Below are 24,136 nucleotides of genomic sequence, written 5' to 3'. Positions count from 1 at the left end.
TTCACCCGCCGCCGGAGCGCGGCGGGCGGCCCGAGACCCTAGCGTGGTGCCCGTCGCACGGCAGCCGGTGAAGAAGACCGCCGCACGCCTGCCCCGCGGCGACCGCCCTCGTCCCGGCCCGCCAGGACGAGGGCGACGTGCGTCCGGGGCCTCGTGCGCCCGCGCGAGCGCGGGCGATCGTGCCTACGGTCGAGGCCAGGCTTCGAGAACGGGAGCGCGACGACCCGAGGAGCGCCCATGTCCGATTCCCGCAGCACCGGCACCCACGACGACGCGGACTCCCCCGTCCTCCTGCGCCTCGCGCGGCGGCTCGAGGACGCGACCGCGCTCGACGACCTCTCGAGCACCGTTCGTGGCGTCGCGCTCGCCGTCGTCCCCTCCCACGGTCGCGTGCGCGAGGAGCTGCACGGCCGCTCGCTGGGCCACGCGCTCCACGCGACCCTGACCGACGTCCCGGTCGGCCTGTGGACCAGCGCGGCCGTGCTCGACCTCGTCGGGGGCGAACGGAGCGCCCCGGCGGCGCAGCGGCTCGTCGGGCTCGGCGTGCTGGCCGTCGCGCCGACCGCCCTCACCGGGCTCGCCGACTACCTCGACGTCGACCGGCGCGCCCGCCGCGTCGGCGCCGTGCACGCAGTCCTCAACACGGGCGTCTCGCTGCTCTACGGCACGTCGTGGCTCCTGCGCCGCGGCGGGCGGCACCGGTCCGGGGTCGCGGTCTCGATGCTCGGCTACGCCGTCGCCGGCGCGAGCGCGTTCCTGGGCGGGCACCTCGCCCAGGCGCTGCGGGAGCCGCCCGCGGAGGTCGCGCTCGGCGACGACGACGCCCCGGACCTGCCGTGACCGCCCCACGACGCGCGCGACCGCCGGCGGACCGCGGTGCCGCCCTCGTGACCGGCGCGACGAGCGGGATCGGGCGCGCGCTCGCGGTCGAGCTCGCGCGCCGGGGGAACGACGTGCTCGTGGTCGCGGACCGCGACGTCGAGCCCACGGTGCACGACCTCTCCGCGCACGGCGGCGCGCACGAGGGGCTCACGGTCGACCTGGCGACGCCCCGCGGGGTCGAGGCGACCGCCCGGCGCGCGCGCGAGCTCGGCGTCTCGACCGCCGTCCTCAACGCGGGGGTCGGCGTGCACGGCGCGTTCGCGCGCACCCCGCTCGAGGACCAGCTGCGGCTCCTCGACCTCAACGTGCGCTCGGTGGCGCACCTGACCCACCTGCTCCTGCCCGACCTCCTGGCGGAAGGGCGCGGCCGGATCCTCGTCACCTCGTCCGTCGCCGGCGAGATGCCCGCCCCGCACTTCGCGGCGTACGCCGCCTCGAAGGCGTTCCTGCGCTCGTTCGCGTGGTCCCTGCGGGGCGAGCTCGCCGGGACGGGCGTCACGGTCACGGCGCTCCTGCCGGGCCCGACGCGCACGCCGTTCTTCCGCGAGGCGGGGATGGAGCGCACCCACGTCGGCCGCCTGCCCAAGCCCCGACCTGCCGCCGTGGCGCGGCGCGCGGTGGACGCGCTCCTGCTCGGTCGGCCCGAGGTCGTGACGGGCGTCCAGGGCGGCGTGATGCTGGCCGCCGCGCGCGTGCTGCCGCAGCCCGCGCGGGCCGCGTTCCACGGCTGGTTCTACGCGCCGGTCCCGGCCTCGCTCGCCGTGGAGCGCCCGTCGCCGTCCCCGCTGCGATAGCCGTTGACCTTGTGCGTCCCGTCGCACCACGGCGGGATCGCCGTGCCGCCGCACCGGCACAGCGCGACGGTCGCGCGGTGCCGCTCGATCTCGTTCCCCTCCTGGTCGACGAGGCGGGCGGGACCGCGGACGAGCAGCGGGCCGTCGGGGCAGGCCGTCACGACGACCTCCTCGGCGCGGACGCGCAGCTCCCCCGTCACCGCGGCTCCTCCCCGGTGGCACCGCGCAGCTCCGCCAGCGAGTGGGCGGCGCAGCGGATCCGTGTCCCGCGATAGGGCACTCCCCCGCGCAGCCGCCACCCGAGGGCGACCCACGCGCACACCGCGCGCTCCAGCAGCCACGCGGGCGCCCACAGGGCGGCCGTCGGGGGCCAGACGGCGGCTCCTCCCGCGGTGCGCCGCCCCACCTCGGCGAGGAGGACCGCGCTCCCGAGCACGAGGACGACCACGGCCGTCCACGCCGCGCGCCGGGCGCCGTCGGAGCGCGTCGCCCCGACGACGCACGCGGCGAGGAGCGGGGCGAGCGCGAGCTCGGCGACGAGCCGCGCGGGCTGTGCGTGCGAGTCGTACGCCTGCCGCACGCGCTGCTCCCGGAAGGTGCGCACCCCGGGCGGCCGACGCACGACGAAGAGGTCCGGCCGGTGCTCGACCCGTCGGCCCCGGGCCAGCACGGTCCGCTCGAGCTCGAGGTTCTCGAACAGCACGCACGCGTCGTACCCGTCCGGCCCGAGAGCGTCGCGCCGCAGCACCACCGTGCCCGCCCAGTCGTGGCCGAGCGCCCGGTTCACGAGCGAGCGTGCGGTGTCCCAGCGCGCGTGCCACGGCGCCGGGTCGAACACGTTCTGCGGCACGACGACGTCGGCGTCGTCGAGCGCCGCGAGCGCCCGGTCGAGCGTCGCGGCGTCCCACCGCACGTCGTCGTCCGCGAGGACGACGTGCGCGGTGGACACCGTGGCCAGCGCGGCGAGCACGCCGACGACCTTGCCGTTGCACCCGGGCGGCGGCGCGGGGACGGCGACCGTCCGGGCGGCGTCGGGCCACGACGCGGTGTGGCGCGCACGCACCGGGGCGGGCGAGCCGTCGGCCACGACGACCTCCGCGCGGCCCGGGAGGTCCGCCAGGTACCGCGACAGCTCGGCCGTCGCACGCTCGTCGAACCGGTCGCGGCGCAGCGGGAGCACGTAGGTCACGTCAGGCACGCGGGCGGTCACCGTCCTCCGCGGGTTCCCCCGGCGCCGGGCTCACCGTGACGGGCTCGAGCGGCGCCCGCAGCGCCGACTCCCCCGCCTGCCAGCGCTCGAGCGCGTGCGCGGCGACGTCGCCCTCGACGGCGAGGCACGCGGCCGCACCCAGCAGGACGTCGTCACGCAGCGTGGGATCCTGCTCGACGAGGCGACCGGCCAGGTCGCGCGCCGCGATCTGCTCGTGGACCGCGTCCGCCTCGACGTGCTCGTCGAAGTACCAGGTGGTGTCCGCGTCGTGGCCGAGGCGCCGGAACCCGTTGCCGTACAGGCGACTCGGCACCGACGACGTCATCTCGAACGCGGCGAGGTGCCCGACGATCGCGCCCCGCAGCCGACGGTGCAGGCCGAACAGCGACATGGTGTTGACCGCCGCGAGGGCCACCGCGGGCACGGCGTCGACGTAGCGCCCGTAGGTGTCGTCGAGCCCGACGCCGCGCATCGCGCGCGCGAACAGCTCCGCGTGCATCCGGCCGGGTCGCCCGCCGCCGTACTCGTCGGCCTGGATCTCGACGAGCGCGGCCTTGGGCGTCCCGGCGAGCCGGGGCACGGCCCACGTGTGCGGGTCGGCCTCCTTGAGCTGGTAGAGCGACTTGAGCGCCAGGAGCTCGCGCGCCTGCTCGGCGTCCGCGCGCTTGGCGACGTAGCGCGACAGGCTCGGGCCGTCGTCCTCGGCGGCGAGCTCGAAGAGCCGCCGCGCCACGCCCGCGGCGTCCGTCTCCGCGCAGGCGGGCCGGCCGGCGCGCTCGCGCACCGCGGCCTCGAACGGGTCCTCGAGCCTCGCGCGGACGGCGAGCAGCGCCGGCTCCCACTCCCACGCGTCGTCGACGCCGTGCACCCCGCGGTAGTGCAGCTCGTAGAGGACCGCGAGCGCGAGCTGGACGTCGTCGTCGCGCAGGACGTGCGTCGCGGCCGCGTCCAGCGCGGGGCCGACGGCGTCGCGGACCTGGCGGAGCCGCTCGTCCGCGTCGGCCCCGGGCGGACCGGCGACGAGCACCTCGAGGAGGGCTGCGGTCAGCGGTCCGCGCGGTCGCGGCAGCGGGAGCCGACCCGTTCCCGGCGCCGCGGGGGCGCCGGGGACGGGGTCGCTCGCTGCCGGGGCGGTCGGGGACGTCGCTGCGGCGTCCTGGACCTGGGCGGGGACGACGGTGGAGGTCATGCTGGGGGCTCCTCGCGCTCGCGCGGACGGCGCCCCTGCTCGACACCACCGCCATGGTCCCCACGGTCGGCTCCGCTCGCGAGCCGAGACGCTGCTCGCGAGCGGCGCCGCGCGGCGTCAGCCCTGCTGGGAGCCCTGCGGCGACGTGGCGGACGTCCCGTGCTGCGTGAGCTCGGCGAGGAAACGGTGGCACTGCTGGGCCCGCTCGGAGTCCTCCGCCATGACCTTCTCGAAGAAGGTGGCGATCTCCTCCTTGCCCGCGTTGCGTGCGTCCCGCACGTACTGGCCGTAGTCGTGCCCGGCCTTGAGCGAGTGGTACTGCACCGAGATGAGGTCGAACGTGACGTCGTCGAACCCGGTCTCTCCTGTGGCCATGATCGCAAACCTCCTGCGCCCGGGGGCGCCGTGCTGCCGGGCGGCGCCCGGCACGGTGGCGGCCGGCTGCTCGACCACTCCCACCGTCGCAAGGCTGTCGTCGCTCGCAACCGCGGGCCGGGGTGCTCTCCGGTTGTGTGCGCGCGACCACGACCTACCGTGAGAAGTGGTCCAGGAAGTGGCCGTACCGGCGGAGCGAGAGCCCGGCACGGCCTGCGCTCCGTCGCCAGTCACGCCGCACCAGCGCGGCGACGACGACGGGAGTCCGACCATGAGCGAGACGAACGTGCCGTACGGCTCGGGGCCCGGTTCGCCGGGTGTCGGGACGTCGCAGGGAACCGGGGACAGCGGCAGCGCCGCGACCGGGGTGAAGGAGCGCGCGAGCGAGGCCGCGTCCCACGTGGGCGACGCGGGTCGCGACGTCGCGCAGGATGCGAAGGAGAAGGCGCGCGACGTCGCGCACGAGGCGAAGGACCGCGCACGCGGTCTGGTCGACCAGACCCGCACGGAGCTCACCGACCAGGCGCGCACGCAGCAGGAGCGCCTCGCGGGCGGGCTCCGGTCCCTCGGTGACGAGCTCCGCCAGATGGCGGACGGCACCGAGGACCCCGGTTACGCGACCGACCTGGTCCGGCGTGCTGGGGACGCCACCGGGCAGGTGGCGCAGTGGTTCGAGGACCGCGAGCCCTCGTCCGTGCTGCACGAGGTCGAGAGCTTCGCCCGGCGTCGTCCGGGCACGTTCCTCCTCCTCGCGGCCGGCGCGGGCCTGCTGGTCGGGCGGCTCGTGCGCGGCATGAAGGACGCGCCGGACACCGGCGAGGACCGCGCGGACGACACCACCGGCGTCGGCACGACGGGGACACGCGGCGCGCACGCCGCCCCGGTCGGGACGTCGACCGGCAGCGCGGGGCTGACCGGGACGACCGGCACCACGGGCCTCACCGGGACCACGGGAACCACGGGCGTGGGCGGTTCGACGGGCACGAGCGGCACAGGCACGACCGGCACGGGCGGGACGACGGGGACGCGCGGCGAGCCCGACATCGGGACCGCCGGGGCGTACCCGGGCCTCGCGAACGACCGGCTCGCCCAGGACCCGGACGTCGCGACCTCGGCGGAGGGGGACCCGACGCCGCCGACGTTCCCGCCGACGACGCCCGGCGCGGGCGCCGCCCGACCGGGAGGTGGCCCTGATGTCCTACACCCCTGACCCGTTCGCCGCGGCGCACACCGCCCGGCACACGGCGGGCAGCGGGCCCGACCCGGGCGCCCCGCCCGCCCCGGCGACCGCCGCGGGAGCGGCCGGCCCGACGGGGACCGGCGAGCAGCCGAGCCTCGGCGAGCTCGTCGCCGAGGTGAGCCGCGACCTGTCCACCCTCATGCGGCAGGAGGTCGAGCTCGCCAAGGCAGAGGCGAAGCAGTCGGCGCAGCGCGCCGGGAAGGGCGCCGGGATGCTCGCCGGCGCCGGGGTCGCGGGACACATGGTCCTGCTGTTCCTCTCCGTCGCGCTGTGGTGGGCGCTCGGCGCCGTCATGGGCCGCGGATGGTCTGCGCTCGTCGTCGCCGCGATCTGGGCGATCGTCGCCGCGGTCCTCGTGGCGCGCGGACGCAAGGAGCTGCGCACCGTCGAGGGCATGCCCGAGACGACGGACACCCTCAAGAAGATCCCGAACGCCGTCCGAGGACACGAGGAGATGAACTCATGAGCAGCACCGATCCCGAGGAGATCCGCGCCGACATCGAGCGCACGCGCACCGAGCTGAGCCGGGACGTCGACGCGCTCGGGGAGAAGGTCAAGCCCGGCAACGTCGCGCGGCGCCAGGTGGACCGCGTGCGGACCGGCGTGACGAGCGTCAAGGACCGGGTCATGGGCACCGCGCACGACACGGTGGACTCGGCGCGCGACTCGTCGCACGGCGTCGCCGAGCGCGGCCGCGAGGCGGCGTCGTCGGTCGCCGACTCGGCGCGCAGCACCGCGTCGTCGGTCGCCGAGACCGTCGGCTCCGCGCCGCGCGCGGTCCGCGAGCAGACGCAGGGCAACCCGCTCGCGGTGGGCCTCGTCGCGTTCGGCGTCGGCCTCGTCGTCGCCTCGCTCCTCCCCTCGACCCGCACCGAGCAGCGTGCCGCCGTCGGGGTCAAGGAGAAGGCCGCACCGCTCGTCGAGGACGTGAAGTCGACGGCGCAGGAGGTCGTGCAGGACCTCAAGGAGCCCGCGAAGGAGGGCGCGGAGGCCGTCCGCGACGCCGCGAAGGACGCGGCGCAGTCCGTGGGTCAGCACGGCAAGGAGGCCGCGGCCGACGTCCGCGACCAGGTCAAGGAGGGCTGAGGCCCGACGCACCGCGACGGCCCGGGAGACGAGATCTCGTCTCCCGGGCCGTCGTCCGTGCGGAGCCGGCCAGAAGCCGGGTGAGGCGGCGTCGGACGTCCGCCTCACCCGGCCTCAGCCGTGCGTCAGACCTGCGTCGGTGGCGTCAGCCGCACGACACGGCGTCGTACTCGGACGTGACCGTGCCCGTCCGCCCCTCGGCGTCGGTCACCGAGACCGTCGCCGTGCCGGCCGCGACCTCGTCGGCCCGCGCGTTGAACGACTGGTACGCGTTCTTGCCCGGTGCCACGTTCTCGAAGGTCTTGCTGCCGTACGGCGTCTCGAGCGTGACCGTCAGCGGGACCTCGTCCTCGTTGAGGACGCGGACCGCCACGTACGCGTTGCCCGCGAGGCAGCGCGCCTGCGCGGTCACCGTGACGTCGGGTGCGGGCTCGCCGGCCGGGAGGCCGGTGAGGTACTCGAAGCCCGTGGCCGCGAAGTCCTCGCCGTCCGGAGCCATGTCCCACTCCATGACGTAGTACGCGACGCCGGCCTCCTGCGCGGCGGTGAGGATCTCCTGGAGCGGGACCTCACCCTCGCCGAGGTTGGTGAACGTCGGGCGTCCGCCCGCGTTCAGACCGGTCGCGTCCTTGACGTGCAGGAGCTCGATCCGGTCGCCGTACTCCTCGATGAGGGCCGGGACGTCGACGCCCGCGTGCGCCGCCCACGCCACGTCCAGCTGGAACGTGACGAGGTCCGGGTCGGTCTCGCGGACCAGGATCTCCCAGGCGGAGAGCGTCTCGCCCTCGTGCTCGTACGTCGTGCGGAACTCGCCGTCGTGGTTGTGCCCGAAGAACTTCTCGAGCCCCGCGTCGACGGTGCGCTGACCGAGCCGGTTCATGGCCTCGGCCGTGGCGAGCGTGTTCTCGTAGGTGCCGATCCCCGGCGAGGGGAAGCCACCCGAGCCCACGTACTCCTGGCCCAGCGTCGTGACGTAGTCCAGCGTCGCGTCGAACGTCGCCTCGTTCACGTCGTAGTGCGACGACTTCACGCTGAGGCCGTACGAGTCGGCGAGCGCCCGGAACTCCTCGGCCGTGTAGCCCGCGAAGTTGCCGCCGAACGGCTCGATGTTCTTGAGCCCGATCTCGCTGAGGCGCTCCAGGACGGCCTCCAGGCCGACCTCGTTCACCCACGGGATGAGCGAGAACATCTGGATCGAGACCTGGTCCACCGGCACGGTGACCGGCTCGCCCGTCCCGTCGCCGACGGCGAAGAGCAGGTTGTCGACGTCGACCCCACCGGTACTGGTGACGACGACCGAGCCGGAGCCCTCCGGCACGTCCGTCAGCGTCTGCGTGACCTCCTGCCAGGCGTCGCCCGAGAACTCGAGGTCGGCGAGCGCCTGCGTGCTCTCGCCGTCGGCGCCCTCCCACCCCAGGGAGACGGTGCCCTCGCCGCGTCCGCGCACGGTGACCTCGGTGATGGGCTCGCCGCTCGGGGCGTGGACGAGGCTGATCGGCGAGTAGGAGAACGAGTCGCCCGCGTCGAGGGACGACACGTAGTACCCGGCGTCGGCGTCCGTGCCCGGCACGACCTCGATGCCCTCGGCGGCGTCGTACCACTCCGCCTGCTGCTCCTCGGGCTTGAGGATGTGCGTCGCCTCGCCCCGGATGGCCGGGACGCTGCCCTGCGCCTGGTCCGTGTAGGTCACGACGAGGGTGCCGTAGATCTTCTCGCCCTCGCCGTGCTCGACGGCGTTCTCGCTGGTCTGGATCGTGAAGCCGCAGCCGGCCTCGGTGTCCGCGGCCCGCCCGCTCACCTCGGGGTGCGCGTGCGTGTTGTGGCCGAGACCGAACGTGTACTGGATGTTGCGGCACGTCGGCTGGTCGCCGTCCTCGGCGTCCTCGACCGAGACGGTGTACGAGACGGCGTCGCCCCAGTTGAAGATGGCGCCGTCCGGCTGGTCCAGGGTGATGACGGGGGCGGTGTTGCCGACCGTGATCTGCTGGATCGCCAGGCCGAAGTTGCCGCCCGCGTCGGTGACGCGCAGCTGCACGTTGAACTGGCCGAGCTCGGTGAACGTGTGCGTGACGCTCACGCCCTGGGCGTCGTAGACGCCGTCGGAGTCGAAGTCCCAGTCGTAGACGAGCTCGCCGGCCGGGGTCTCGGCGTCGGTGGAGGCCGACGCGTCGAAGGTCACCTCGAGCGGGGCGGTGCTGCCCGAGACCGGGTCGGCCGAGATGAAGGCCCGCGGGTGGGTGTTCGACGACCCGTAGACGACCTTGTACAGGCCGGCGTCCGGGTTCTGGCGGAAGAAGCCGTCACCGTACTCCAGCACGTACAGGGCGCCGTCCGGACCGAACTCCATGTCCATGACGTTGTCCCAGATCGGCTGGTTGACCGACTCCAGGTGGGCGTTCGGCAGGAAGTCCTCGACCGCGGTGACCTCGCCGTCCGACGTCAGCTCGTCCAGCGTGAACGCCGCGACGTAGTCCTGCGAGAACTCCGCCATGAGCGGGTGACCGTCCCAGTACTCGGGGAACTTGACGTCCGAGTCGAGGTTCTCGTCGAAGCGGTAGATCGGGCCGCCCATCGGGGCCTGACCGGTGCCGCCCCACTCCGCCAGCGGGTCGAGCAGCTCGGGCTGGTCGCCGGCCTTGTCGCCGTAGTAGACCTGCGGCGCGGTGGCCGGCGGCAGGACGTCCAGGCCGGTGTTCCACGTCGAGTTGTTGACGGCGCCCGCCTCGCAGTCGAAGAACTCGCCCGGCGTCGACGTGGCGTAGTCCCACTCGTTGTAGTTCGCGTTGGGACCGTGGCAGTAGGGCCAGCCGCCGTTCATCGGCTCGGTCGTGAGCTGCCACTCGACGTAGCCCATCGGGCCGCGGTTCGGGTCCGCGGCGGCCGCGTCGGGGCCGTAGTCGCCCCACACGAGCGCGCCGGACTCGACGTCGTAGTCGATCCGGAACGGGTTGCGCAGGCCCATGACGTAGGTCTCGTCGCGCACGAGGTCCCGGACGTCGTCGTACTGCGGGTCGTCGAAGAGGTTGCCCTCGGGGATGGTGTACGTGGTCCCCGGACCCACCTCGGTGCCGGCCGCGAGGTCCTCGATCGGGTTGATCCGCAGGATCTTGCCGCGCAGGTCGTTGGTGCTGCCGGCCCCGCGACGGTCGTCGAAGCCGGGGTTCATGCCCGGGGCGTTGTTGTTCGGCGCGTAGCCGTTCGCGCCCGGCGTGCTGGCGGGAGTGTTGTCACCCGTGGAGAGGAACAGGTTCCCCTCGTCGTCCCAGGCCATGTCCGCGCCGACGTGGCAGCACTGCCCGCGCTGCGCGTCGACCTTGAGGATCGCGCGCTCGGTGGAGAGGTCGATGGCGTCGGTCGCGGGGTCCCACGTGAACCGCGACAGCTGGTTGTACCCGAGCCACCGGTCCCAGTAGCTCTCGTCCTCGCCGGCCGGCAGCGAGTTCGGCGCGCTCCCCGACGGGGTCGTCTCCGGGTACTCCACGCCGGAGGGCGACGTGCCCTCCATCACGCGGGGCGCGTAGACCAGGTACAGGAAGTGGTTCTCCTCGAAGTTCGGGTCGAGCGAGATGCCCTGGAGCCCGTCCTCCGAGTTGGAGTAGACGTCGAGGTCCGCGATCTGGGTGGTCAGCCCCGTGGCGGAGTCGGTGAGGCGCACGACGCCGTCGCGCGCGGTGTGCAGGACCCGGGAGTCGGGCAGGACGGCGAGGTCGATCGGCTCGCCGGTGTTCTTGCTGAGCAGCACCTTCTCGTAGCTGTCCCAGTCGGTCGCCTCGTCGGCGGCCGGTGTCGCTTCCTCGTGCCCGGGGTGCGCGCCGGCTCCGCTGATCGACAGCGGTACCAGCACTGCCGCGGACAGGACCGCGGCGACACCTCGGGCGAGCCTGCGACGGCTCGTGGTTGGTCGTCTGTGCACAACGTCCTCCTTGACGCGTAACGAGTAGACGGTGATCCCCGGTCCAGCAGTGCTGCGCATCGATCCTTGATGCCGCGGCACGACGATCACCGCTGATCGGTCGGCTCGGATGGGCAGGGCCTCAGGAGGCCCGGTGCGACGGAGGGTGCGATGCCCCGCCGTCGCACTGGGACCGACCCTACGGGTGACTTTCGTCCGTGCCAAGTCAAAAGTCGATACTCATCGACATTTCTTGCGTCGGCGAATCCTTGGAAGTCGGTCAGTCAATGCGGAGGCTGACGGTCGCGCCTCGCGCGACGGGGCGCAGCTCGACCCCCGGGAGCTCGGGCGAGCGCGCGAGGAAGTCGCGCAGGGGGCTGCGGAAGACCCCGTAGTCGTCGTGGTGGACCGGCACCACGAGCGGCACCCCGACGCGCCGCACCAGGTCGGCCCCCTGGACGTCGTCCATCGTCACGGTCCGGCCGAGGATGCGCGTCCCCCCGAGGTGCGCGACGACCGAGTCCAGGTGCGGGAACGCGCGCGCGACGACGTCGACGTGGTCCCCGGTGAGCGTGTCGCCCGTGACGTAGACCTGGGTCTGGCGCCGTCCGTCGACACGGTGCGTGTACCGGTGCCCATGACCTCCGGCAGGAGCGCGCGGAGGGCGCCCCGCGCGTGGATCGCCGGGACCGACTCCACGTCGAGGGTCTCCTTGCCCGACCGGAAGGTCTCGACCGCGCCGGTCGGCATGCCCACCGTCGCGAAGTGGTGACGCGCGAGGCGCCGCGCCGCGGACGGCGTGGTGAGGAGCGGGACCTGGCGGGTCAGGCCGCGCCGCGCGACGCGGTCGAAGTGGTCGCCGTGCAGGTGCGACAGGACGACCGCGTCGAGCGGCGGCAGCCCGGTCGGCCCGAACGCCGGCTCGGTGCGCCGCCGCGACGCGAGCCCCTTGCCGAGGTACGCCCACTGGCCGCGGTGCAGGAAGTTCGGGTCGGTGAGCACGGTGAAGCGCCCGAACCGCAGGAGCGCCGTCGCCGTGCCGCCGAACGTGAGCGTCGCGCTCGCGGCGTCGCTCACGGCGCGCCCAGCCCTTCGAGGTGGACCGACTTGCGCACCGTGAGCTCGTCGAGCAGGTCCGGCCCGTACCCCGCTCCCCCGCCGCTGCCGCGGCGCGGGTCCGCCGAGCCGCCCGGCGCGCCGCCGAACACCGCGTTGACCTTGACCGTGCCGACGTCGAGCACGTCCGCCGCGCGCAGCGCGTGGGCGAGCGACGGCGTGAGCACGGTCGCCGCGAGACCGTAGGCCGACGCGGACGCGCGGCGCAGGGCCTCGTCGAAGTCCGCCACGCGCACGACCGGCGCGACGGGCCCGAACGTCTCGGCGGTGAGGAGGTCGACGTCGTCCGGGCACCGGTCGAGCACGGTCGGCGCGTAGTACGACCCCGGCCGGTCGAGCCGTCGCGCGCCGGTGACGAGCTCCGCGCCCGCCGCGAGCGCCTCCCGCACGTGCTCCTCCACGACGCCGAGCTGTTCGTCGTCGACGAGCGGCCCCATCGTCGTGGCGTCGTCGCCGGGGTCGCCCACCACGACCGCGTCCGCGAGGCGCGCGAGCTCGGCGACGACCGCGTCCGCGACCTCCTCGACGACGTAGGCGCGCTCGACCGCGGTGCAGAGCTGCCCGCCGTTCGTGAACGCGCCCGTCGCGATCTGGCGCGCGGCGAGGACGGGGTCCACGCCCGCGTCGACGACGAGCGGGTCCTTGCCGCCGTTCTCGAGCAGCACCTTCGCGCCGCGCGCCCCGGCGACGGCCGCGATCCGGCGCCCCGCGGCCGTCGACCCGACGTGGGCGACGAGCGCGACGCCGTCGTGGGCGACGAGCGCCTCGCCCGTCCCGCCGTCCCCGCTCACGACGCGCAGCACGTCGGCAGGGAGGGCCGCGGCCACGAGCTCGGCCAGGCGGACCCCGGGCGCGTCGCTGCGCTCGGACGGCTTGTGCACGACCGCGTTGCCGGTGACGAGCGCCGCGGCGAGCAGCCCGGCGGCGGCGGGGTACGGGTCGTTCCACGGCGTGATCACCGCGACGACGCCGCGCGGCTCGCGGCGCACGACGTCCAGCGCCGCCGGGTCCCCGGCGAGGACGCGTCCGGCGCGCCCGAGCCCCGCGACCGCGGCCTCGTCGAGCAGGTCCGCCGCGACCTCGGCCGAGGCGCGCGCCTCCGCCTCGAGCCGCCCCGTCGTCACCCGCAGCAGCGCGCCGAGCTCGTCGGCGGCGTCGCGCACGGACCGCGCCGCTGCGCGCAGGGCGGCCGCGCGGTCGGCCGGCGCGGTCGCGCGCCACGCGGGCCAGGCGGCCGCGGCGGCGCGGACGGCGGCGTCGACCTCGTCGGCCGTCGCGCACCGGACCGGGGCGGCGGGGCGCCCGGTCGCGGGGTCGGTCCGCTCGAGGCGGCGGTCTGCCGCGGCGGTCGCGGACAGGTCCGGGCGAGGAGTGGTCGGGGCGGTGGACGTGGTCATGCGGGCCTCCCGGCGACTGACACGAAGAGAACTACCCATAGGTGCGCCGTGGGCGTGCGAGAAGCGCTTCTCCGGGTGAGGGTGAAGTCGGGGTTGCAGCAGAGCCGACCCGCACGCGTCAGGCGGTGCCCCACGTTCTCGAGGCGCACCACGAGCCTGACCCGATCCAGGGAGGCTCGCAGCCCCATGCGCGTCCTCGGTGTCAACGCCCTGTTCCACGACCCGTCCGCCGCCCTCGTCGTCGACGGGCGCGTCGTCGCCGCCGCGGAGGAGGAACGCTTCTCGCGGCGCAAGCACGGCAAGCGCCCGCTCCCGTTCGCGGCGTGGGAGCTGCCGGAGAAGGCGATGGCCTGGTGCCTCGAGGAGGGCGGGCTGCGCCCCCAGGACCTCGACGCCGTCGCCTACTCGTTCGACCCGGCGCTCGCCAAGCCCGCCGAGGAGATGGGGCTGCCGGACCCGTGGGACTGGCTGCGCGTGCAGTACGCGGAGCGCGCGCCCCAGTTCCTCGCCACCGCGCTGCCGGGCCTGTCGCCGTCGACCGTCCGGTTCGTGCCGCACGAGGTCGCGCACGCCGCGTCGGCCGCGCTCGCCTCGCCGTTCCCGGTCGCGAGCGTCCTGTCGCTCGACGGTCGCGGGGAGCGCTCGTCCCACCTCGCGGGCCGCTACGACCACGGCCACCTGGAGGTGCTCGCGAGCCAGGAGCTCCCTCACTCCCTCGGGCTCGTCTACGAGTCGCTCACCGAGCACCTCGGGTTCCTCCGGTCGAGCGACGAGTACAAGGTCATGGCGCTCGCCTCCTACGGCGAGCCCCGCTTCCTCGACGACCTGCGCGAGGTCCTGTACGCGACCGGGGACGGCGGGTTCGTCGCGGAGGTGCCCGACTGGGAGCGCTGGGCTCCCCCGCGCACCGACGACGGCACGTGGGGCACCGAGCACGGCGGGCGCGCCGAGCACGCCGACCTGGCGGCCTCGGTGCAGGCGCGGCTCGAGGAGGTGCTCGTCGACCTCGCGACGTGGCTCCACGGGCAGACGGGCGACCGCGTGCTGACCATGGCGGGCGGGACGGCGCTGAACTGCGTCGCGAACTCGCGCGTCTGGCGCGAGTCGCCGTTCGAGGAGGTCTGGGTCCAGCCGGCCGCGGGCGACGCGGGGACGGCCCTCGGGGCGGCGCTCCAGCTCGCGGCCGAGGCCGGCGACACCGTGGAGCCGATGGGCTCGGCGGCGCTCGGCCGCTCCTGGGGCGACGAGGCGATCGCGCGCTGGCTGCGCACCGCGAAGGTGCCGTTCACGACGCCGGACGACCTGCCGGCCGAGGTCGGGCGGATCCTCGCGGACGACGGGATCGTCGCGTGGTTCGACGGCCGCGCGGAGCTCGGGCCGCGCGCGCTCGGGCACCGCTCGCTGCTCGCGCACCCCGGCCCGGTGGAGAACCTCGAGCGGCTCAACGACGTCAAGGGGCGCGAGCAGTTCCGCCCGGTCGCCCCCATGGTGCTGCTGGAGGACGCGCCGGAGATCTTCTCCGGCGGGCCGGTCCCCAGCCCCTACATGCTCTTCGTGCACGACGTCGCGCCCGCGTGGCGCGAGCGCATCGCGGCTGTCGTGCACGTGGACGGCACCGCGCGCATCCAGACCGTCGACGACTCGACGCCGCGCCTCCAGGCGACGATCCGCGCGTTCAAGGAGCTCACCGGCCTTCCCGTCGTGGTCAACACGAGCCTCAACACCGCGGGCCGCCCCATGGTCGACGACCCCCGCGACGCGCTCGAGCTCTTCGGCTCCGCACCCGTCGACGCGCTCGTGCTGGGCCCGCACCTCGTGCGCCGGCCGGACGTGTTCGCCGCGCCCGCGGAGGTGACGGCATGAGCACGCCCGCCGCCCGCCCCGCGTCCCCGGTGCCGTACGCCGTCGTCGTGCCCTCGATCGGTCGCCCGTCGCTCGACCGGCTCCTGGAGACGCTGGTCGCCCGGCACGACGAGGCCGGCGCCACCGGGCCCGCCGAGGTGGTCGTGGCCGACGACCGCCGCCTGCCGCGCGCCGGGGCCGCGGGCGAGGTCCCGGCGCCGCTCGATCTCGGCGCCGCCGGGCGAGCGCTCGGCGCGCGCGTCGTGCGCACGGGCGGCCGCGGACCGGCCGCGGCCCGCAACGCGGGGTGGCGCTCGACCGCCGCGCCGTGGGTCGTGTTCCTCGACGACGACGTCGAGCTCCCGGCGGGCTGGGGCGAGCTCCTGGAGCGCGACCTCGCGACCGCGGCGCCGCGCACCGGCGGGGTGCAGGGAAGGCTCCACGTGCCGCTGCCCGCCGACCGGCGGCCGACGGACTGGGAGCGCGGGACCGCGGGCCTGGAGCGCGCGGCGTGGGCGACCGCCGACATGGCGTACCGCCGCGCCGCGCTCGAGGAGGTCGGCGGGTTCGACGAGCGCTTCCCGCGCGCGTACCGCGAGGACGCCGACCTGGCGCTGCGCGTGCGCGACGCAGGGTGGGCGCTCGTGCACGGCGCGCGCACGACGACCCATCCCGTGCGGCCCGCCGACGACGCGGTGAGCCTGCGCGTCCAGGCCGGCACGCGCGACGACGCCACCTTCCGCGCCCTGCACGGGCCGCGGTGGCGCGAGCGCGCCGAGACGGGCCGCGGCCGCCTCGCGTGGCACGTCGCGACCGTCGCCGCCGCGGGCCTCGGCCTCGGCGGGCTGCTCGCACGGCGCCCGCGCGTCGCGGCACTCGGCGCCCTCGCCTGGGCCGGTCTCACGGCGCAGTTCCTCGGCCGCCGGCTCGCGCCCGGACCGCGACCGGGCGACGACGCGTTCGGTCCCGAGCTGCGCCGCATGACCTGGACGAGCGCCGCCATCCCGTTCGCCGCCGTGGGGCACCGCGTCGCGGGCACGCTCGCCGCCCGCCGCGGGCTCGACCCGTGGCCCCCGCCGCTCGCGGCCGTGCTGCTCGACCGCGACGGCACGCTCGTGCACGACGTGCCGTACAACGGCGACCCCGCGGCGGTGCGCCCCGTCGACGACGCGCGCGCCGTGCTGGACGACCTGCGCGCCCGCGGGATCCGGCTCGGCGTGGTGTCCAACCAGTCCGGGATCGGACGCGGGCTCCTCACGCGCGTGCAGGTCGACGCGGTGGACGCGCGCGTCGAGGAGCTGCTCGGCCCGTTCGAGACGTGGCAGGTGTGCCCGCACGCACCGGAGGACGCGTGCGCGTGCCGCAAGCCCGGCCCGGGCCTGGTGCTCGCGGCGGCGGACGCGCTCGGCGTCGAGCCGTGGCGGTGCGCGGTCGTCGGCGACATCGGCGCCGACGTCGGTGCGGCGCTCGCCGCGGGCGCGACGCCGGTCCTCGTGCCGACGCCCGTGACGCGCCCCGAGGAGGTCGCCGCCGCGCCCCGCGTCGCGACCGACCTCGCCGACGCCGTTCGCGCGCTCGACGACCGCCTTCCCGGCGCCGCCACCGACACCGACGCCGACCCGGACGCCGCCGACCCGCAGGGCGCGTCCCGCACCGAGGAGCGGGCGGCATGAGCGCCGACGTGCTCGCCGTGCGCCTCGACAGCGACGGCGACGTGCTGCTCACGGGCCCCGCGATCCGGGCGATGGCGCACGCGGTCGCGGCCCGCGGCGGCCAGGTCGACGTGCTGGCGGCGCCCGCGGGGCACGCCGCGGCACGCCTGCTCCCGGACGTGCGCGACGTGCTCGTGTTCGACGCGCCGTGGTCCGGCTACCGGCCCCCGCCCGTGGACCGCACGCGCGTGCTCGACCTCGTCGCGACGCTCGCCGCGCGGCGCTATGCCGCCGCGGTCGTCTTCACCTCGTTCCACCAGAGCCCGCTGCCCGCGGCGATGCTCCTCCGGCTCGCGGGGGTCGAGCACGTCGCCGCGGTGAGCGAGGACTACCCCGGTTCGCTCCTCGACGTGCGCCACACCCGCCCGGCCGGGCTGCACGAGGTGGAGGCGGCGCTCGACCTCGTGCGCGCCGCGGGGTTCGGCGGGCCGCCCGACGGTGACGCGCTGCGCGTGCGCCGCCCGCTCCCGGACGTCGCGGACCTCGTGCCCGCCGGTCCGTACGTCGTCGTGCACCCGGGCGCGTCGGTGCCCGCCCGCGCACCGGCGCCCGACCACGCGCGGGACCTCGTCGCGGCGCTCGTGGCGTCCGGCCGGCAGGTCGTCGTCACGGGCGGCCCGGGCGAGGCAGCGCTGGGCGCCCACGTCGCGGACGGTCGCGCCCGGGACCTCTCGGGCCGCACCGACCTCGCGGGCCTGGCCGCCGTGCTCGCGGGCGCGCGGTGCGTCGTGGTGGGCAACACCGGCCCCGCGCACCTCGCCGCCGCGGTGGGCACGCCCGTCGTGTCCCTCTTCGCGCCCGTGGTCCCGGCCGAGCGGTGGGCCCCCTGGGGGGTGCCGGTGGTCGTGCTGGGCGACCAGCACGCCGGGTGCCGCGACACGCGCGCCCGGGTCTGCCCGGTCGCCGGGCACCCGTGCCTGGGCGGGATCGAGCCCGACGACGTCGTCGCCGCCGTCGCGCGGCTCGAGGCCCCCCACGTCGTCGGGACTCCCCGGCCCCGCCCGGGCCGCACCACGACGGCCTGGGCGGCGGGGGTGGCGCGATGAGGATCCTCGTCTGGCACGTGCACGGGTCGTGGGCGACGGCGTTCGTCGCGGGCGGTCACGAGTACCTCGTCCCCGTCGTCCCTGACCGCGGGCCGGACGGCCGTGGCCGCGCCCGGACGTGGGACTGGCCGCCCGGCGCGCGCGAGGTGACGCCGCACGAGCTCGCCGACCTCGCGGCGGACGGCGCGGTCGACGTCGTGGTGCTCCAGCGCCCGGAGGAGGTCGAGCTGCTGCGCCGCTGGACCGGGCTCGTGCCCGGCCGCGACGTCCCGGCCGTCTACGTCGAGCACAACGCGCCCACCGGCCCCGCGGCCGCGACGCGGCACCCGCTCGCCGACCTCGACGTCGTCGAGGAGGGCCTCGTCCCGATCGTGCACGTGACGGCCTTCAACGCGCTCATGTGGGACACGGGCGACGCGCGCACGCTCGTCGTCGACCACGGCATCCCCGACCCCGGCCCCCTCTACACCGGTGAGCGGGCGAGCGTCGGCGCCGTCGTCAACGAGCCGGTGCGGCGCTGGCGCGTCGCCGGGACCGACGTGCTCGTGGGCCTCGGCCGCCACGTGCCGCTCGACGTCTACGGCATGGGCGTCGGCAAGCTCGCCGAGCACCTCTCCGCACCGCCCGGCGCCGCGCCGCACGATCTGCCGCACGGCCTGCACGACGACGTCCCGCAGGCCGCGATGCACGCGCGGCTCGCGACGTCGCGCGCCTACCTGCACCCCTACCGCTGGACGAGCCTCGGGCTCTCGCTCCTGGAGGCGATGGCGCTCGGCCTGCCCGTCCTCGCGCTGCCGACGACGGAGGCGCCCGTCGCGGTGCCCCCGGCGGCGGGGCGCCTCAGCTCCCGCCCCGACGAGCTCGCCGCGACGGCGCGGCGCTGGCTCGCCGACCCCGACGACGCACGCGAGCACGGCCGGGCGGCGCGCGCCCACGTGCTCGAGCACTACTCCCACGCCGCGTTCCTGCGGCGCTGGGACACGGTCCTGACGGAGGTGACCTCATGAAGATCGCGATGATCTCCGAGCACGCCAGCCCCCTCGCCGCGCTCGGCGGCGTCGACGCGGGCGGGCAGAACGTCCACGTCGCGTCGCTCGCCACCCGGCTCGGTGCCCAGGGCCACCGCGTCGAGGTGTTCACGCGCCGCGACGACGCGTCCCTCCCCGAGCGCGTGCCCCTCGCGCGCGGCGTGGACGTCGTCCACGTGGACGCCGGCCCGCCCGTGGCCGTGCCCAAGGACGACCTGCTCCCTCACATGGACGCGTTCGGCGCGGACCTGCTGCGGCGGTGGATCGAGCCCGGGCCGCGCCCCGACGTCGTGCACGCGCACTTCTGGATGTCCGGGATCGCGGGCCTGCTGTCCGCGCCCGCGCTCGGCGTCCCGCTCGTGCAGACGTTCCACGCCCTGGGGTCCGTCAAGCGCCGCCACCAGGGCGCGCAGGACACGAGCCCGGCCGAGCGCGTCGCGCGCGAGCGCCTGCTGTGCCGCGCGGTCGACCGGATCGTCGCGACGTGCGCCGACGAGGTCGCCGAGCTCGTGGCCCTCGGCGCGGACCCCGACCGCATCGACGTCGTCCCGTGCGGGGTCGACCTCGGCCGGTTCCTGCCCGACGCCGACCGCACCGGCCACCTGCACCGCGAGCCCGGACACCTGCGCCTGCTCTCGGTCGGCCGCCTCGTCGAGCGCAAGGGCGTGGACACGGTGATCGAGGCGCTCGCGGAGCTGCCGGGCGCCGAGCTCGTCGTGGCGGGAGGCCCGGCCGCGGACGACCTGGACGCCGACCCCGAGGTGCTCCGGCTGCGCGCCGTCGCCGACGCGTGCGGCGTGACGGACCGGGTGCGGTTCGTGGGCAGCGTGACCCAGGACGACGTGCGCGAGCTCATGCACGCGGCCGACGCCGTGGTCTGCGACCCCTGGTACGAGCCGTTCGGCATCGTCCCCCTCGAGGCGGCCGCGTGCGGGCGCCCGGTCGTCGGCGCGGCCGTGGGCGGGCTGCTCGACTCGGTCGTCGACGGACGCACCGGCCTGCTCGTCCCGCCGCGCGACCCGGGTGCGCTCGCGGCGGCGCTGCGGCGGCTCGCCGACGACCCGGCGTTCGCGGAGCGCCTGGGCTCGGCCGCACGCGTCCGGGCCGAGCACCTGTACGGGTGGTCGACCGTCGCGGCCCGCACCGCCGAGTCGTACGAGCGCGTCGTGGCCGCACGCCGCGCCGTGCCGGACCGCGCGCGCCAGGTCGTCGGCGCGCGCGCCGCGCTGCGGGCGGTGAGCGCACCGTGACCCCGCACGGGCACGGGCGCACCGACGGCCCGCAGGACGCGGCCCGACGCTGGCTGCACGACCACGCCGCGGACCTGCACGACGGCCTCGACCTGCTCACCGCCGAGGCGGGCCGGATCGACGCGTGGGGCGCACGGCTCGCCGACACCGTGCTCGCGGGCGGGCGCCTGCTCGTCGCGGGCAACGGTGGCAGCGCGGCCGAGGCACAGCACCTCACCGCCGAGCTCGTGGGGCGCTTCGACGGCGAGCGCACGCCGCTGTCGGCGATCAGCCTGCACGCGGAGACGTCGAGCCTCACCGCGATCGTCAACGACTACGGCATCGGCGAGATGTACGCGCGGCAGGTCGCCGCGCACGGGCGGCCCGGCGACGTGCTCGTGCTGCTGTCCACGTCGGGCGAGAGCGAGAACGTCGTCGCCGCGGCGCGCCGCGCGCGCGACCTCGGCCTCACGACGTGGGCGCTCACCGGGCCCCGGGACTGCTCGCTGGCCGAGGCGTGCGACGACGTGCTCGCCCTGCACGGGGCGTCGACCTCGTCGGTCCAGGAGCTCCACCTCGTCGTCGTCCACGCGCTGTGCGCGGCGCTCGACGCGCACGTGCGCCACCGGGAGGCAGCCGCCCGGGAGGAGTCGGCTGGCGTGACGGCCGACGGTCCGCCCGTCGAGGTGCCTACGACGTCTGAGGGGCCGCGGGTCGTCGTGGTCGGCGACGTGCTGCTCGACCGGGACGTCGACGGCCAGGTGACGCGCTTCTCCCCCGACGGACCGGTGCCCGTGGTCGACACGCTCGGCGTCCGGCGCAGCCCCGGCGGGGCGGGGCTCACGGCCCTGCTCGCGGCCGACGCCGCGCGCGTGCGCCTCGTCGCGCCGTTCGGCGACGACGAGGCGGGCGGCGAGCTGCGCGCGCTGCTGCGCCCGCACCTCGACGTCGTCGCGCTGCCGCAGGTCGGCACGACCCGGCGCAAGACCCGCGTGCGCTCCGGCGGGCAGACCGTCGTGCGCGTCGACGACGGCGGCCCGGCACGGCCCGACGACGTGCCCGAGCGCGCCGTCCGCGCGGCGCTCGGGGGCGCCGACGTCGTCCTCGTCTCGGACTACGGGGCCGGGACGACGCACGCCGGCCCCGTGCGCGACGCGCTCGAGCACGCGGCCCGCGACCGGACGGTCGTGTGGGACCCCCACCCGCGCGGCGGGCCGCCCGTGCCCGGGACCGCGGTCGTGACCCCCAACCTCGCCGAGGCGCTCGACGCCGCGGAGGCGCTCGGTCTGGAGGCGCGCGCCGACGACCCGGGCGGCCTCGCCCGGTCGCTCGCCGCGGCGTGGGGCGTCCGGGCGGTGTGCGTCACCGCGGGCGAGCACGGCGCGTTCGTCGCGCGCGCCGACGGCGAGCCCGCGTACGTGCCCGCGACCGTGGCGCACGGCGACCCCTGTGGCGCGGGCGACCGGTTCGCCTCGACGGTGGCGGTCGCGCTCGCGCGCGGCGCCGAGCTCGTCGAGGCGGTGGTCGCCGCGGTCGGGTCGGCGTCGGAGTGGGTCGCCACCGGCGGCGCCGAGGGCTACCGCCGGCGCGCGGACACGGCGACCCGGCACGCGTCCGGGGCCCCACGGACGGCGCCGGAGCATGTCACCGCGCCCGCGCCCACGGACCCGGCCCCCGAGGACGTGGCGGCGCGCCTGCGCGCCCGCGGGGGCACCGTCGTCGCCACCGGCGGGTGCTTCGACATCCTCCACGCGGGCCACGTCGCGACGCTCGAGGCCGCGGCGCGCCTTGGGGACCACCTCGTCGTGCTGCTCAACGGCGACGCGTCCGTGCGGCGGCTCAAGGGGCCGCAGCGCCCCGTCGTCGGGCAGGCCGACCGCGCGCGCGTCCTCGCGGCGCTCGACTGCGTGTCGGCCGTCGTCGTGTTCGACGAGGACGACCCGCGCGCCGCGCTCGATCGCCTGCGCCCGGACGTGTGGGCGAAGGGCGGCGACTACACCGAGGAGACCCTGCCGGAGGCGGAGGTGGTCCGGCGCCACGGCGGCCGGGTCGTCGTCCTGCCGTACGTCGACGGCCGTTCCACGACCTCGATCCTCGAACGCTCCGGGCGGTTCGCGCCGGGGCTCCCGACCCTGACGGAGGAGACCACCGCATGACCTCGACCACCTCGACCACCTCGACCACCTCGACCACCTCGACCACCCCGCAGCCCGACCAGGGCCTGGTGCCACGCGAGCTCGGCACCGTCTACGTCACGGGCGGCGCGAGCGGCCTGGGCGCCGCGCTCGTCGACGCCGTGACGGCGGCGGGCGGCAAGCCGGTCGTCCTCGACCGGGTCGCGCCCACGGGCGGCGTGCCCCACGCGGTCGTCGACCTGTCCGACTCCGCCGCGGCTGCCGCGGCGGTCGAGCGCCTCGCCCTGGAGGTCGGACCGCCCGACGCGGTCGTGACTGCCGCGGGCACCGACGCGTGCGGGCGGCTCGACGAGATCGACGTCGAGGCGTGGGAGCGCGTCGTGCGCGTCAACCTGTTCGGCACGGTCGCGGTCGTGCGCGCCGCGCTGCCCTTCCTCGAGGAGCGGCGCGGGACGGTCGTCACCGTCGCGTCGACGCTCGGCCTCAAGGGCGTCTCGGACGCGACCGCGTACTGCGCGTCCAAGTTCGCCGTGCGTGGCTTCTCCCAGGCGCTCGCCGCCGAGCTCGCGGGACGCGTCGGCGTGACCTGCCTCGTGCCCGGCGGGATGCGCACCGCGTTCTTCGACGGCCGGACCGAGCAGTACAAGCCCGGCCCGGACGCCGACCTCAACGACCCGCGCGCGACCGCGGCCGCCGTCGTCACCGCGCTGCGCCAGCCCGTGGGCTGCGAGATCCGCGAGATGCTCGTCATGGCCTCCGGCGAGACGTCGTGGCCGTGACGGCGGGCGCGACCGAGCTGGCGCCCGACCTGCCGGGGCTCGCCGGGCAGGACGAGGGCACGGTCCTCGTGCTGCGCGCGCTCGGGCTCGGGGACGCGCTGACCGCGGTCCCGGCCCTGCGGGGCGTGCGGCGCGCGTGGCCCGGGCGCCGCGTCCTGCTCGCCGCGCCGGAGGAGGTGGGCGGCTGGCTCCGCGACCTCGGCCTGGTCGACGGCGTGGTGCCCGCGCAGGGCCTCGCACCCCTCGCGTGGGTCGAGGAGTCCGAGGCGGTGACCGGCGCTGCGCCCTCCGGGCACGTCGCCGTGAACCTGCACGGCAGCGGGCCCCAGAGCCACCGCGTGCTCCTGGACACCGCGCCCGAGCAGGTCGTCGCGTACGCGTCGCGCGAGGCCGGGGTCGCCGGGCCGGGCTGGGACCCCGACGAGCACGAGGTCGACCGCTGGTGCCGTCTGGTCACGACCGCGGGCGGCGCGTGCTCGCGTGAGGACCTGCGGCTCGACCCGCCGGCGGCGCGCGGGCGGCACGTCGTCGTGCACCCGGGCGCGGCGTCGGGGTCGCGTCGCTGGCCCGCGGACCGCTTCGCCGCCGTCGCGCGCGACCTCGCCGCCGCGGGGCACGACGTCGTCGTGACGGGCGGCCCCGACGAGCGCGACCTCTGCGCGCGCGTCGTCGCGGACGCCGCCGCGTCCCTCGAGGAGACGACGGGGGTGACGGAGACGACGGGCACGGTGACCGACACCGCGGGCACGCTCGACCTGCCCGCGCTCGCCGACGTCGTCGCGACGGCACGCCTCGTGGTGTGCGGCGACACGGGCGTCGCGCACCTCGCGACGGCCTTCGGCACCCCGTCGGCCGTCCTGTTCGGGCCGACCCCGCCGTCGGCGTGGGGCCCGGCGATCGACCCGGAGCGGCACGTCGTGCTCTGGCACGGCGGCGACGCGACGCCCGCGCAGCCCGGCGGGCACCGCGGCGACCCGCACGCCGCCGACCTCGACCCGGCGCTCGACCGGATCACCGTCGACGAGGTCGTCGAGGCCGCGCGCTCGCTCCTCGCGGGACCCGAGGACGCCGTCGAGATGCGGGCGGGCGGCCGGGTCCCGAGGGTCGAGCCATGACCTCTCCCGTTCTCGACCCCCGCACCGATGGAAGGACCCCACCATGACCGGCCCCACCTCCCCCGATCC

The 24,136-nt window shown here is 76.4% G+C and carries 21 protein-coding genes; 13 read left to right on the top strand and 8 right to left on the bottom strand.

Features of this window, described 5'->3' with window-relative positions; all coding sequences use genetic code 11:
* The first annotated feature begins 237 nt into the window (after positions 1–237).
* The gene (locus tag A0J59_RS11765) at positions 238–840 is read left to right on the top strand and encodes a DUF2231 domain-containing protein (protein WP_064316207.1); all 603 of its coding nucleotides are present in this window, start codon (positions 238–240) and stop codon (positions 838–840) included.
* On the top strand, positions 837–1,676 hold the full coding sequence (locus tag A0J59_RS11760) for an SDR family oxidoreductase (protein ID WP_047233260.1): 840 nt from the start codon (positions 837–839) through the stop codon (positions 1,674–1,676). Before A0J59_RS11765 ends, A0J59_RS11760 begins: the two co-directional genes overlap by 4 nt.
* Here the strand turns inward: A0J59_RS11760 and A0J59_RS11755 are convergent.
* From A0J59_RS11755 to A0J59_RS11740, 4 genes are all read right to left on the bottom strand, one after another.
* A complete protein-coding gene (locus A0J59_RS11755; RefSeq protein WP_172820051.1) occupies positions 1,616–1,876 on the bottom strand; it encodes a CDGSH iron-sulfur domain-containing protein in 261 nt (86 codons plus the stop codon). The two genes, A0J59_RS11760 and A0J59_RS11755, sit on opposite strands and share 61 nt — an antisense overlap.
* Positions 1,873–2,874 (bottom strand): glycosyltransferase, encoded by a 1,002-nt coding sequence (locus A0J59_RS11750; RefSeq protein WP_064316228.1) that lies wholly within the window; start codon positions 2,872–2,874, stop codon positions 1,873–1,875. The genes A0J59_RS11755 and A0J59_RS11750 overlap by 4 nt, the downstream gene beginning before the upstream one ends.
* On the bottom strand, positions 2,867–4,075 hold the full coding sequence (locus A0J59_RS11745) for an iron-containing redox enzyme family protein (protein ID WP_082918967.1): 1,209 nt from the start codon (positions 4,073–4,075) through the stop codon (positions 2,867–2,869). The genes A0J59_RS11750 and A0J59_RS11745 overlap by 8 nt, the downstream gene beginning before the upstream one ends.
* A gap of 117 nt (positions 4,076–4,192) precedes the next feature.
* Positions 4,193–4,450: a hypothetical protein gene (locus A0J59_RS11740; RefSeq protein WP_047233301.1), complete on the bottom strand. Its 258-nt coding sequence runs from the start codon at positions 4,448–4,450 to the stop codon at positions 4,193–4,195.
* A gap of 271 nt (positions 4,451–4,721) precedes the next feature.
* Between A0J59_RS11740 and A0J59_RS21610 the strand changes: the two genes are divergently transcribed.
* Genes A0J59_RS21610 through A0J59_RS11725 form a run of 3 tightly spaced genes read left to right on the top strand, consistent with a single transcriptional unit; the run spans position 4,722 to position 6,776 of the window.
* On the top strand, positions 4,722–5,660 hold the full coding sequence (locus tag A0J59_RS21610) for a hypothetical protein (protein ID WP_064316206.1): 939 nt from the start codon (positions 4,722–4,724) through the stop codon (positions 5,658–5,660).
* Positions 5,644–6,156: a phage holin family protein gene (locus tag A0J59_RS11730; protein WP_064316226.1), complete on the top strand. Its 513-nt coding sequence runs from the start codon at positions 5,644–5,646 to the stop codon at positions 6,154–6,156. Before A0J59_RS21610 ends, A0J59_RS11730 begins: the two co-directional genes overlap by 17 nt.
* Positions 6,153–6,776 (top strand): DUF3618 domain-containing protein, encoded by a 624-nt coding sequence (locus tag A0J59_RS11725; RefSeq protein ID WP_047233259.1) that lies wholly within the window; start codon positions 6,153–6,155, stop codon positions 6,774–6,776. Before A0J59_RS11730 ends, A0J59_RS11725 begins: the two co-directional genes overlap by 4 nt.
* A 145-nt stretch (positions 6,777–6,921) precedes the next feature.
* Here A0J59_RS11725 and A0J59_RS11720 read toward each other — a convergent pair whose 3' ends face one another.
* The 4 genes from A0J59_RS11720 to A0J59_RS11710 form a co-directional block, all read right to left on the bottom strand.
* Complete coding sequence (locus A0J59_RS11720; protein ID WP_255365164.1) at positions 6,922–10,689, bottom strand: PQQ-dependent sugar dehydrogenase; 3,768 nt, start codon at positions 10,687–10,689, stop codon at positions 6,922–6,924.
* A 259-nt stretch (positions 10,690–10,948) separates the two neighbouring features.
* Positions 10,949–11,137 (bottom strand): hypothetical protein, encoded by a 189-nt coding sequence (locus A0J59_RS22095; RefSeq protein WP_220084472.1) that lies wholly within the window; start codon positions 11,135–11,137, stop codon positions 10,949–10,951.
* Between the two features lie 2 nt (positions 11,138–11,139).
* Positions 11,140–11,745: an MBL fold metallo-hydrolase gene (locus A0J59_RS11715; RefSeq protein WP_220084471.1), complete on the bottom strand. Its 606-nt coding sequence runs from the start codon at positions 11,743–11,745 to the stop codon at positions 11,140–11,142.
* On the bottom strand, positions 11,742–13,181 hold the full coding sequence (locus A0J59_RS11710; protein ID WP_082918965.1) for an aldehyde dehydrogenase: 1,440 nt from the start codon (positions 13,179–13,181) through the stop codon (positions 11,742–11,744). The genes A0J59_RS11715 and A0J59_RS11710 overlap by 4 nt, the downstream gene beginning before the upstream one ends.
* Positions 13,182–13,367: 186 nt before the next feature.
* Here A0J59_RS11710 and A0J59_RS11705 point away from each other — a divergent pair, with 186 nt between their 5' ends.
* From A0J59_RS11705 to A0J59_RS11670, 8 genes are read left to right on the top strand one after another with little or no spacing between them, the layout of a single operon-like run.
* A complete protein-coding gene (locus tag A0J59_RS11705) occupies positions 13,368–15,044 on the top strand; it encodes a carbamoyltransferase C-terminal domain-containing protein (protein ID WP_053371324.1) in 1,677 nt (558 codons plus the stop codon).
* Positions 15,041–16,696, top strand: a complete 1,656-nt coding sequence (locus A0J59_RS22645) for an HAD-IIIA family hydrolase (protein WP_082918964.1) — start codon at positions 15,041–15,043, stop codon at positions 16,694–16,696. Before A0J59_RS11705 ends, A0J59_RS22645 begins: the two co-directional genes overlap by 4 nt.
* Entirely contained in the window at positions 16,693–17,781 is a 1,089-nt protein-coding gene (locus tag A0J59_RS11695; protein ID WP_064316204.1) for a glycosyltransferase family 9 protein, read from the top strand. The genes A0J59_RS22645 and A0J59_RS11695 overlap by 4 nt, the downstream gene beginning before the upstream one ends.
* Positions 17,778–18,788, top strand: a complete 1,011-nt coding sequence (locus A0J59_RS11690; RefSeq protein ID WP_064316203.1) for a glycosyltransferase — start codon at positions 17,778–17,780, stop codon at positions 18,786–18,788. The genes A0J59_RS11695 and A0J59_RS11690 overlap by 4 nt, the downstream gene beginning before the upstream one ends.
* Positions 18,785–20,059, top strand: coding sequence for a glycosyltransferase (locus tag A0J59_RS11685; protein ID WP_082918963.1), 1,275 nt, complete (start codon positions 18,785–18,787; stop codon positions 20,057–20,059). Before A0J59_RS11690 ends, A0J59_RS11685 begins: the two co-directional genes overlap by 4 nt.
* A complete protein-coding gene (locus tag A0J59_RS11680) occupies positions 20,056–22,194 on the top strand; it encodes a PfkB family carbohydrate kinase (protein ID WP_220084470.1) in 2,139 nt (712 codons plus the stop codon). Before A0J59_RS11685 ends, A0J59_RS11680 begins: the two co-directional genes overlap by 4 nt.
* Positions 22,191–22,952: an SDR family oxidoreductase gene (locus A0J59_RS11675; protein ID WP_082918962.1), complete on the top strand. Its 762-nt coding sequence runs from the start codon at positions 22,191–22,193 to the stop codon at positions 22,950–22,952. The genes A0J59_RS11680 and A0J59_RS11675 overlap by 4 nt, the downstream gene beginning before the upstream one ends.
* Complete coding sequence (locus tag A0J59_RS11670) at positions 22,943–24,067, top strand: glycosyltransferase family 9 protein (RefSeq protein ID WP_082918961.1); 1,125 nt, start codon at positions 22,943–22,945, stop codon at positions 24,065–24,067. The genes A0J59_RS11675 and A0J59_RS11670 overlap by 10 nt, the downstream gene beginning before the upstream one ends.
* The last annotated feature ends 69 nt before the right edge of the window (positions 24,068–24,136 follow it).

It is taken from the genome of Cellulosimicrobium sp. I38E (assembly GCF_001647255.1).
GTDB lineage: Bacteria > Actinomycetota > Actinomycetes > Actinomycetales > Cellulomonadaceae > Cellulosimicrobium > Cellulosimicrobium cellulans_E.
Note: the sequence above shows the minus strand (reverse complement) of the source record. Positions and strands in the feature narration are given on the sequence as shown.